This window comes from Brevundimonas terrae, from assembly GCF_011761985.1.
Taxonomy (GTDB): Bacteria; Pseudomonadota; Alphaproteobacteria; order Caulobacterales; family Caulobacteraceae; genus Brevundimonas; species Brevundimonas terrae.
The window spans coordinates 548,453-561,131 of sequence record NZ_JAASQT010000001.1; the positions used below are offsets into that span (position 1 = coordinate 548,453).

General features: G+C 60.4%; 2 protein-coding genes. Both read right to left on the reverse strand.

Features of this window, described 5'->3' with window-relative positions; genetic code table 11:
- Positions 1-57 precede the first annotated feature (57 nt).
- Positions 58-3,696, reverse strand: a complete 3,639-nt coding sequence (locus FHS64_RS02665) for an OmpA family protein (RefSeq protein WP_167175240.1) — start codon at positions 3,694-3,696, stop codon at positions 58-60.
- Positions 3,693-12,110, reverse strand: a complete 8,418-nt coding sequence (locus tag FHS64_RS02670; protein ID WP_167175243.1) for an SdrD B-like domain-containing protein — start codon at positions 12,108-12,110, stop codon at positions 3,693-3,695. Before FHS64_RS02670 ends, FHS64_RS02665 begins: the two co-directional genes overlap by 4 nt.
- Between the last annotated feature and the right edge of the window lie 569 nt (positions 12,111-12,679).

Genomic DNA, 12,679 nt, shown 5'->3' on the forward strand with positions numbered 1-12,679 from the left:
CGAAATGCAAACAGCCCCCTCGTCGAGGGGGCTGTTCACATTTATCGGATGGTCCGGTTAGAACTTGCCGATCAGGTTCACGAACCAGCCGTTCTCGTCATAGCTGAGGTCACCCAGATCGTCCGAATAGTCGGTGAAGTTATAACCGACACCCAGTTTCATGTGGTCGCCGAAGTGGCGATAGACACCGACCAGAGCGCCCAGACGGCTGTCATGGGCTTCCTTGATACGCAGGTCGCGCATCTCGACCATAACATCCCAGCGGCGCACGATCTGGTAGTCCGCACGGACAGCCCAGAACATGGCCTCACTGTCGAACCACTGTGCGCTTTCGTCACGCGAGGCGCGCAGTTCGCTGATGCGGTAAGCCACCTTGGCCCCGAGCGCGAGGCGCGGGGTCAGTTGATAGGTGCCGTCCACAGCCGCGATATGGCTGCGTTGCGCATAGTCGAGGTTCTGGCCCAGCGCGTCCACCTGTGCGGGCGACGGCAGGTCGGCCAGATAGGTGTACTTGGCCAGCATGTTGAAGCGGTCATTGTCCACCGGACGATACGCACTGGCCAGAGCCAGCTCGTAGAAGTCCGCATCCATGGCCATTTCCTGATCGGAATTGGACATCGAGATGTTGGCCTTGGCAAACAGACGTAAGGAAGGGGTCGCCTTGTAGGTGATCTGGTTGCGGGTGGTCACCGTGGTGCGTTCGCCCACCGTGGTGCCGTCGTCCTTACGGAACTCCAGACCCGAGGCCCAGCGCAGGCGATCACTGCCATAGTCGGCAGTTGCACCGATGGCCATGCGCTCGATTTCCTGACCCAGCGCATCGGACAAGGTGCCGGTTTCGTAGCGGGCACCGAAGGTCCACGCCTCGATCGGGCTGAAGTCCACACCATAGGCCTGGGTCCAGCCGGTCGGGCCTTCGCCATGGTCATAGCGTTGCTCGGCAAAGACGCTGGTCTTTTCGCTCATCTGCTGGCGGGCACCCCCGGTCAGGCGACCGAGGCGGCCCCCCGACATGGCATCCGGATTTTCACCGGCCAGTGCATAGCCCAGATACAGGCTGCCACGCTCGGACATGGCGAAATCGGCACGCAGATCGGCTCCGAAATCCATATCGCCGTCAGACAGCTCGCCCTTGAACTTCAGGCGGTCATGAACCTGATATTCGGCACCGAGGCCGTAGCGGTCGTTCGACTGGCGGCCACCATCATGGTCGAGGGTCGCCTGAGCCAGAGCCCAGACCGCCCACGGCGCATCATGGATGTCGCGTTCCTGATTGTCGGGATCAGGCGTGTGGCGATAGCCGAGGGTCACAGCCGCATCGGTCCGCGTGCCTTCGCTGGGCGGCGGCACATAGAGCGGGCTGTACGGTGTGCGCTGGCCCTGCTGCTTGTCCGACCGGATACCGATCGAACCGAACCAGCCCTGTGCCACCTCGCGGCGCAGACCGGCCTCGATGGCGTGACGTTCGGTCAGACGACCGTCGGTCACATCACCCTTGGCCTGAAGGCGCAGGGTTTCGCTGAGGGCCAGATCAACCGAGCCGCCATACTGGTCCAGCGTCTCGCTGAAGGTCAGCTCGCCCGGTGCCGAGAAACCGGCCTCGCGCTTTTTGTAGTAACCGGCAAAGCGGCCATCGCGGTCGATACCGACCTCGTCCATCTTGCCGCCGAAGGTCAGGCTGACCGCATTGGCCTGATCGGCTTCGGTACGGATCTGGGTAAAGTCGTAACCGCCGGTGGACGACAGGAACGAGCCATCACCCGGACCGTCGGCCTGAGCGAACTCAAGCTTCACGAAGGTATTGGCGGCGTGCTGGTACAGCACATCGGCACCGAACAGGTCTTGCGAGGCCTGATCTTCGCCCTGGTGATAGGCGCTGCCGCCCACACGAACGCGCTCGTTTAGCCAGTGCTGGGCACGCGCGCCTGTGGTGAAGGCATCTGGACGGGTCAGACCCGGCGAGTATTCGTAGGTCGCAACCACCCAGACCGGATTGCCCGACAGGGTCGATTGCTGGACAAAGCTGTCCGAACCGGCCGTCATCGGCGGCGGGTTGCGCAGCATGACGCGACCCTGAAGATAGTTCACATCATAGTCGCGCGCGGCGATCAGTTCCTGACGCTCCAGCACCAGACCGGAATCCTTGTCGCGCACTTCTAGGAAGACGCGCTCGGAACCCGGTGCAATGTCGCGGTTGCGGAAGAAGTAAACCGAGCCGCCGGTCGAGGCGAAGTCCTCGCGGCTGGCAATCGTGCCCGGATCGGCGGCAAAGACGTTGAGCTCGGTACGGCGCTCGCCGCCCTCGGTCACGCCCTCGCTGCGCCAGTCCAGATTGGCACCGTACAGCGTGCGTTGGTGACGGATCAGTTCGTTGCCGCCCAGATGGCTCTGGAAGACACCCCACATGGCGTCGGTGTTTTCATTTTCGGCACGGATATAGAAACGGCCATAGGTCGGCGCATCTTCAACCGTGACCGAGTCATCGCCATAGACCGGATAGTGCATATCCGGATCAAGGCGACGCAGCATCGAGCGCGGGTCTTTTTCGAGGAAGCCGTCGAACAGGTTCTTGAGGCGCTGTTCGCCGGTATCGGCCGAGGCCGTGACCTGCCAGTCGTTCTTGACCAGACCCTTGAAGTAGAAGGCCAGACGGCCATCCACGAAGTCGTCGCGATGGTCGCCCGTATCGCCCAGCAGTTCGAGCTTGGCCGCATCGAAGCTACGGCTACCGGCGGTGATGTCGGCAATACCGACAAAGAAGCGGTCACTGCGCGGCAGAACCACTTCGCGCATCAGATCAACCGGAGCCTGTTGCGGACGGGCAATCTGCACGGCCACAGACTTGGTGTCGGCAGGGACGATCTGCTGGACCATGAAACGGCCCGCCAGATCGACCGGCACCGGCGCGCCAAAGGCGCTGACCCGCGTGGCCTTGTCCTCGACTTCGCCGCTGATGGTCACAGCCGCACCGCGTACCGCGATGGAATCGGTCGTGCGCATATTCTCGAAGGACGGGCCTTCGAGAATATCCGGCTTGGTCACGGAAATGGCATGGGTGACGCCCAGCGTGCTTGCCGCCGTCTCGTCATAGCGGCCTTCGGCCCCATAGACGCGCAGCAGATAGCGATAGCGTTGCTCGCCCGCCTGCTCGCGGTCGGTGGACCATGTGGCCGTTTCACCGACACGCAGCGGAATGACCGTCATCGGGGCTTCACCCGTATTCTGGTCAGCGCGGAAGATGCGGATTTCCGCGCGTTCTACAAACGCCGCATAGTTGCTGAGCGTGAAGAAACGCACCGGATAGCCCGCACGGATGACCGGCTGGTCGGCGACGATGCTGAGCACAGGACGGACATCAAAGCCCGTGGCCTGTACGCGGACATCGGCACCGGCCAAGGCCAGATCCTGACGGCGCTGGCGGTCGGCGCGCAGGTCGTCGGTGTCCCCCTCCCCGTCCACACTGATGCGGAACGGGGTCGAGGCACCGCGATCGGCGGCTTCGAGGTTATTGCCGACGCCACGGCGTTCCACCGCAGCATCATCGGCTACCGGACCGCACGGACGATCCGTGTCACGGCCGCAATAGACCTGATCCTGGCTGTTCGAAGCGTCTTGCGCTTGAACAGCCGTGGCCAGAGCGATGGCCGAGCCGCCCATAAACAGGGCGGTCAGCAGTTTGTTCGACGCGCGGATCATTGCACGCCTCCGTCGTTGGAAGTTGACGCAATGACGGTCTCTTCCTCGACCACCAGACGGTAACGGTCACCGGCATCGTTCCAGCGGTCGCGGATCATGCGACGCACCTTGGCGATACGGTCGCGGATCACATCCGCATCCTCGCCTTGCGACGCATAGGCCAGACGCAGGACCGACGGACGTTCGGCCAGAGTGACCAGCAGGGTCTCGAACTGTTGTTCGAACTCTGCACGCAGATCGCTGCCTTCGAAGGCTTCGGCGTTCAGGTCCAGACGCACCACGCGGTGCAGGCTGGCGCCGAAGTTCAGGCGGGCGAACTTGCCGCGCGTCAGACGAACCGTTTCCGGGTTGCCCGAGGTGACGCGGTAGCCTGTCGGCAGGGTGCGGTCATCCAGCTTGACGATGAAGTTGGAGCCACGGTCCTCGTTCGGGATCATCGGGCAGGTGATGTGGTAGCGGCCCTCGGCATCGGTCGTGATCAGCAGACCACGCGCCGTTGCCAGACGCACGCCACCCAGACCCGGTTCGCCGTCATCCTGTACGCCGTTGCCGTTCCGGTCGTCGAACACCTTGCCGAGGATGTCCGTGCAGTCGAAATCGGGGTCCGGAATAATACGAACGGTCGCCTCGGCGATGTTCGAGATGATCTGGTCCACAGTCGGGTTGAGCGCGAACGCCGTATTGGTGTGCTCGCCCTCGCCTACGCCCGCACCGACCACAAGGATCAGCTGGAAGCGCTTGGTTTCACCTGCCGCGAAGGTCAGGTCGGGCCAGCTCAGCAGACGACCGTTCTGGATCGGCTCGATCGCGACACCGTCCAGCAGAGCACTGCCTTCACGGTAGCGGAAGCCGGCCGGAACACGGTCGGTCACCGTCACGCCCGGTACGGTGCCAGCCAGCGTGTTGCGGGCGGTGACAACGTACGGGACCAGACCGCCGCGAACCACATTGACCATCGGGGTCGTCTTGGTGACTTCGATGGCACCCTCGAGGATCGGATCCAGCGGGATGTTGTTGTTCACGACATTGGCCGACAGGCCCGGCGTCAGGTTGAGCGTCAGAACGTAACCGGTCGTCAGCGTCCCTGTGGTGCAGGTTTCCGGCGTACCGATCGGCGGGGCACCGTTGATGGTCGAGACCAGCATCGGGTCCGGCGTCGCGTTCACCGTCAGCGGACCGACGCAAGGCGGCAGCATGCTGGACGGCTGGATCGGGTTGTAGGTGCCGTTCGGCGGGGTCACCGACAGGGTGTAAACACCCGCCGGAGCCGAGCTGACCAGCTGGAAGTAGTACAGACCCTTGGCATCGACGACCTGACGCAGACCGCTTTCACCGCCCACCAGATGCTTGGCCGGATCGAAGCCAGCCGGACCGTTGATCTCGACAATGGCACCCTGCACCGGCGTACGGCGCACGGAGTCATAGACGACACCCCACGGATCAAGCGGCAGGGACTGCTGCGGAACAGTGGCACCCGGTTGCAGGGTGATGTCGGCCAGCTCGCCATCACGGATGGTCGCACCACCCGGATTGGACGGCGAAACCGTACCATTGGTGTAGGCGGTTCCGTTCTCGTTCGGACGCGCACCGCCATAGACCGCATTGTTCTGCGGGTGACGGAAGCGGACCGAATAGCCCGAGCCCGGAGCCACGCCGGTAAAGGCATAGCCACCGTCCGAACCGGTCAGGGCCGTGCCCATCAGGACATCGCCCAGGAACAGTTCGACCGTCCAGTCGGCCAGCACCTCTTCGCCGCCGTCCAGAGCACGGTTGTGGTTGGTATCCATCCACACCGTACCCGACACGGCCGCTTCGGCACCGCGCTCACCGAACAGGTAGCCGGTCGCATCCGTGGCCGGAGCCAGAACGATCTGGTTGATCGTGTCGGCACCGTCCGAGGTACCGCCCGACGTACCCGCCGTGTCGATACCGTCGTCATAGCCGTCCGGCTGGGTTTCGGTCACCGAATAGGTGCCGCCCTGCAGGTCGGTGAAGACATAGCTGCCGTCGGCCTGTGTGACCGTCGTGCGGGTGACCGTTTCGCCACGCGCATCCGTTCCCGTCAGCGTCACAGTGACACCGCCGATGACCGGCTCGTTGGCATCGCGGACACCATTATTGTTGGTGTCGTTATAGACGAGGCCCGACAGCGAACCTGTACGCTCGCCGAAGTTCACAACCGGCGGTGTCTCATCGGAAACGATGGTCACCGGAACGCGGTTGGTCGGGTTTTCGCGGCCATTGCCATAGCCGTCCGGCTGGATTTCCACGACGACGTAATCACCGCCACGGATATTGCCGAAGCTATAGCTGCCGTCCGGATTGGTGGTGGTCGTCGCGACCAGTTCACCATTCGGCTTGCGCAGTTCGACAACCACGCCCTCCAGAGGACGATCGTTCGGCGTGAACGAACCGTCGCCGTCCACATCGACATAGACAGTGCCGGTCAGGCTCTGGCCACGCTCGCCAAAGGCATAGTCGGTTGCATCCGTGCCCACCGGAAGGGTGATGTCATAGATGCGGTCGCCATCGGCCTCGACCGTGCCGCCGACGCTACCGGCGCTGTCTGCACCGTCAGAGAAGCCATCCGGCTGGGTCTCGACCAGTTGATAGGTGCCGGACAGAAGGTCGTCGATGACCCACTCGCCCTGCGCATTGGTGGTGGCCGTGCGGGTTACCGGATTACCGGCATCGTCGGTACCCGTCAGGGTCACAACGGTGCCAGCGATCGGTGCCTCGCCCGGTTGGCGAATGCCGTCATTATTGGCATCGACAAAGACATGGCCCGACATGGTGCTGACGGTTTCGCCAAAGTCGATCGACTGCTCGACGCCCGGGGTCAGGTTGACCTGAACCTCGTTCGGGGTCGACGAACCATAGCCGTCCGGCTGGGTTTGGCGGATCGTGTAGTCACCCGAAGGCAAGTCGGTGAAGCTGTAATTACCGTCCGCATCCGTTGTGGTGGTGCCGACCAGTACGCCGTTTTCGTACAGTTCAATCACGACGCCACCGATCGGGGTGTCCTCGGGATCGCGCACACCGTCACGGTCGATGTCTTTATAGACACTGCCCTTGATGACGACGGCCTGCTCGCCGAACACATAGTCGGTGCCCTTTTCGCCCGCACCCAGCGTGATGTTGCTGATGGTGTTGGCGGCAGGCGTGCCGTTGAAGACCGAATTATCGGTTGTACCGCCAGCCGTACCCGCGCCTTCCTTGCCGTCGGCATATTGGCCGGGGTGGGTTTCGATCAGGCTGTAATCGCCTTCCGGCATATCGTTGAAGATATAGTTGCCATTGGCATCCGTACGGATCGTGCACGACAGAGCCGGATCAAGGGCTGCGCGCCAGGCACAGATATCCTGACCGTCCTTGGTCGTACCCGTCAGGGTGATTTCGACACCTTCGATGCCGGCCTCGCCCGCATCGCGGACACCGTCATTATCGGCATCGATAAAGACCGAACCCGCCAGCGAACCGGCCACTTCACCGAAGCTGTAGTTCGTACCGAGGGTCCCCATCGCCAGCACAATATTGCTGATGACGTCATTGCCCACAGTGCCGCCCAGATTGCCCGCAGCTTCCAGACCGTCGGTATAGCTCGACAGCGGTGCCGTGTGCTGGGCCTGCTCGGTCAGGGTGTAGCCCGTGGCGTCCGAACCCGGAACGCCCAGATACATAAAGCCACCCGTCGCGTCGGTCTGAACCTCACAGACGATCATGGTGCAGACGTCCTGACCACTGGCCGTCGTACCCGACAGGGTCATGGTTACGCCCGGAATACCGGCTTCGCCTGCATCGCGGACACCCGAGGCATTGCGGTCGATATAGACAAAGCCGCTGAGGCCTTCACCGATCGCACCGAAGTCATACTTGGTGCCATCCGAGCCAGCCAGAATTTCAATTCCGGTCACCTGCAGGGCCGCAGCCCCCGCCGAAGGCGTGTTCGTGCCGGTCAGGCCGTTCGAGGTACCACCCAGCGAACCCAGATAGGCACCCGTATGGGTCAGACCCGAAGACGGCGTGATTTCCAGAGCATAGTCGCCCGGACGCAGCACCTGACACAGCGGCAGGGCATGGCCCGCCACCGGGAACTGGTACAGACCCGAAGCGGTCGTGGTGATCGAACAATCAATCACCTGACCCATATCGTCCGTGCCGGTAAGGCGGACAATAGCGCCCGACAGACCCGAGGTTTCAGACGCATCACGGGTCGCATCCGAGTTCGGGTCAAGGAAGACCATACCGCCGAGGGTCGAGGTCAGCAGTTCACCGAAATTACGACCGGTCAGATTGTCGGCAGGTGCAACCGTACCGATGACAATGCCCTCGGGGGCCGTGCGACCGCGCGAACCCGCAACCACATTGGTACCACCGTTGGTGTCCAGACCATCCGAAGCACCGTCCGGCTGAACCAGCTGGGTCACGGTGTACGGATTGCCATTCGACGGCGGGACATTGGTGAACTGATACTGGCCGTTCGCATCAACATTTGTCGTCAGGTTGACGGCGTTACCGGCATAGTCGGTACCCGTCAGCTCCAGATGAGGTGCTGTCTTGAATGCGGTAGGCGCAAAGCCAGTCTCGCCCGCATCGTGCACACCGTCATTGTTCATGTCGGCATAGATGACACCCGAAACCTTTGCGGCTTCGATTTCCTGGAAGAGGTAGTCCGTTGCTGCGGTTTTCGCAGGCAGGTTGATGGCGGAAATCGTGTTGTAGTCAGCCGCGCTGCTATAGACCGCGTTATCGACAACGCCACCGGCAGTACCTGCCGTCTCGTTGCGGTCGAAATAGCGTGACGGCTGGGTTTCTACGATCGTGTAGGAGCCGGCCGGCAGACGTTCAAATTTGAACGTGCCATTGGCAGCCGTAGTGGTCGTACGCTCTGCAATCGCATTATTGAAGCTATCCGTACCCGTCAGCTTGACAGTAACGCCCGAGAGAGCTTCGCCCGCATCAATCGCATCATTGAGGTTGTTGTCAGCGTAAACCGTGCCCGCAATCGACGACTCGGTAACCTGCGTAACTGCGGTACCGGTATTATTGGTCGGCACAGAGTCACGGCTGATTTCCACACCCAAGCTGTCCTGACCCGGCTTGATTTCAGCCGTGTTGGTCAGGTCAGTGTTCAAATCACCGTCGTACGGATCAGGAGCCTTGGCAAAGAAGGTCACGGTGACCAGATCACCATTGCCCGGGAACGTACCGTCAAGAACGCAGATGACCTTGTCCGTGCCCGAACATTCGCGATTGGAAACGCTTGCACCACCAGAACCGACAGCCGTTTCCCCTCCCACACGGGTCCAGCCCGTCGGGAGTTGATCCGAAACGCGGATCTGTGTGGTCGGTGACGGGCCGTTATTGCGAACGACAACCTTGTATTCGACAGGCTGGTTAATCTCGACCGGCGAATCCGTGATGCGGGTCTTGGAAACCACTTCCAGATCGGTCGACGGAATAATCGTCGTGTTCTGGGTCGCCTTGTTGTTGGCCAACTGGCTGTCAGCCTGAACCGTCGTGATGTTGTCCTGCTCCAGCGAGATCACATTGACGCTGTTGGAGAATGTCAGCGTACCGGTCGGCGGCGGGACACCTGCATCAGGCACCACATTGAAAGTCAGACGGAAAATAACCTGATGACGTGCGTCCAGATAGTTCTGGCTGACATCGGTACCATGCAGGCGGCACTGGATATCGCTTCCCGAAGGTACACAGCTTGGTGCCGGCGGCGTGTAGCGTGTGTTACCGCCACTCGCTCCGACCGGATTGATCTCAGGAGCGCCCGCAAGCGTCATCGTATAGCCCGCAGGGGGAGCCGGCGTATCTGTAATGATGATATTCGAAGCCCGCGACGGGCCGAGATTGGTGACGCGGACATCATATACAAGCTGTGAGCCGTAGGGCACGGGATCATAGGCCGCGCTCGGCTCATTCTTGGTAATGGCCAGATCCATTTGCGGACCCGACACATCGTGTGTCTTCGAGACACTATTATTGGTGGTATCGGTTTCCAGCGTCGTGGTGGTGACCGACGCTGTGTTGGTGTGGGTGGCCGGGAACGACGTGCTTCCGCCAAACGGATAGCGCGCACGAACCGGCTGGTGAATCTGGTAGGTGACATTACGGGCGATTGTGCCCATCGCGCACTGGACCAGACCTGACGAATCATCCTTCGTGCAGTTTGCAGTGTTCAGCGTAGAGCTCGGCTCGCCCACCAGTTCGAAGCGTGTCGGATCAATAATATCCGTAACAACCACACCGGCGGCCGGGTTCGGCCCCAGGTTGCGCACACTGATTTCATAGGTCGACAACACACCGACCTGCGCCGGATCCGGCGTAATCGATTTACCGTTGAGCGTGATGTCGGCAATCGGCGCGATCGTGTACTTGGCCTCGGACTCGTTATTGAGAGTGTCGAGCTCGGTCGTGTCCGGCGACGAAACCCTAGCCTTGTTGGTGAACTCGCCACTTTCAAACGGGCGGTCAACGCGAACCACCAGAGTGTGGCTGGTTCCGGCGGCTAGATCGGTCAGGTCCCAGCCTATGAGGCCGGTACCCGCATTATAGCTCATTGTGCCTGCGGTTTTCGAATCCTCTACAACCGCAGTGACCATCGAACCTGCATTCAGATGGTTCGGCAGCAAGTCGGTTACTTTGACGGTACGCGCAATCTGGCCACCAGCGGCGTTAGCGACTGTCAGGCGTATATAGAAAGAGTTGACGTTATCGGCGACAGTGATTGCCGGTGTCTGGGTCCACGTCGCCTTGTCGAGGCTGACCTCTTTCACAATGGACAGGTCGGCAGCGTTCGGCGTCGCACGCGTATCAGCGGTCGCACAGTCGTTCGCAGTATTGCCATCGCCCGGCAAAGCGCCCGAACCGCCGGTCGTTCCAGTGCAGGCCGTGTTCTCCAGATCCATATCCGCGGCATTTCCGGCCTGCGTCTTCAGGACGAGCGGAATATTGCCGTTAACGGGCAGAGTCCCCGGACCTTCCAGTTCACACGTGATCTGCAAGTTCGTCTGAGAACAGGTCCAGGGCGCATCTGCCGAAACAAAGGTTTCATTCGCAGTGACCGTATCAACAATACGCAGCGGTGTGCCCACATCATAATTGAGCACCGACGGACCCTTGTTGGTCAGGGTAATCGTGCTGGTCATGATGCCGTTCGCGGCAACCGGGTTCGGACCCTTGTTCTTTGTCAGGGTCAGGTCGGAACTAGGGGCCGAAATCTGATAGCTGACATTTGTTTTGTTATTTGACGGGGTCGGATCGGTAACGCCCGCAGGCAGGGTGACATCTGCCGTGTTCACAACCACACCGGCGGTCGGCGCGATCGCTTTGACCGAAATCGGGAAGTCCTGATTTTGACCCGTCGAGAGGCTGCCCGCTATACAGGTGACCGTCTGGCCTACGGCCGAACATCCTGTCGGAAGCGGCATTACGATCTGGAATTCAGGCGCGATCACGTCCGTGATCGTCGCACCCGCAACCTCTAGCGGGCCACGGTTGCGGACACCCAGAGTAATAGTGACGTCATCGCCCTCGATGATCGAGGCCGGCATGGATTTTTCGGCTTCGAAGTCTGCACCGGGTTCAATCGTCGTCACAACCGCCGGAGCGGAGTTATTGTCGAGCTTCGGATCACGAACGTCGCTTCCCGAGATTTCCGTGAAGGCATTATTGGTAATCGTACCGCCGGTCGCCAGCACACGCCCCGACACGATCACATCGGGCAGGGCCCCCTGAACATCAGGTCCCGTATAATCACAGGTGACCACTGTATTGGCATGCGTACAATTCCAGTTCGTACCGGCCGCAGAAATAAACTCGAAATTGCTGGCGGCGGGCAGGTTGTCGACCAGACGAATGGCACCGGTTGCGTCGGGGCCATTGTTCACAACCTTCAATGTATAGTTCAGCGTGCCACCGGCAGGGATGCTGCTGGTCGGACGACCGTCATCCTTGGTGACAACCAGATCGGCACCCGCCACGACAGCCGGCGAAACCGACAGCGTATCGTTAGCCGGATCGTTACCCGTATTGGTCGCGGACGAAATCGTCACCGACGTCGTTTCCGAACCGACCTTTATGGCGTTCGCCGTATATTCGAATTCGAAATTGCCGACCGCCAGGCTCGGCAGATTACAGGTCAAGGTTTGACTGCCCACATCATCGGACAGGGTGCAGTAGTTCGGGTACGCGCCGGGTTGGACCGAGAAGTTTAACGGAACAGCAATTGTCACAACCGCATCGGTCACAACACCCGGACCGTTATTGGCACCCGTGATCGTGAACTTCGCCTGACCACCGTTCGCAACAGGATTGGGATCCCACGAATAGTCGGAAACCTGCAGGTCGCCTGCGACAGCAACTCCTGCAACACCGACCATAGCAAGGGGTGCGGCCACGCGCATTGCACGCAACGCAACACGCTTGAACAAACCGAGCAATTTCAACACTTCACAGTCTCCAGTCCGACGAAGGTCAGGCCTGTGAAGTGACGAAAATCAGCGCCAGATTTGAATAAATCTGACGCTTACAGCCGCCCCCACATCGCCCACCGATCCGGTTATGGAGCTTCTAGCGCCTTTTTGTTCCGTATGGCCACGCTGCGATATGTAACAAACTGTATTCAAAACCGAACGCGACTATTTTGCCAATTTTCGTCTTGCCGGCTATGTAGAATTACTTAGTCACCCAAGGTCGAGTGGCGAGTTTAGAACCACACCACATACCCAATACACGTGTGCATGAAATGGGACCTCGGAACACTATCACGCTATCAATTTCAACATACCAATTACGTAATATTGAAACTTAAAACTCAATGTTATTTAAGACCACGCATTAACCGCTGTATATACATTATAATTATAGAGGAAAATCTTTCCGTCCTTTTCTACGCCCTGAAACGTCCGACAGGATGGCTTTGCGGCGATCAAAACGACCCCAAACACGCCTTAAACATCAGCGAAGC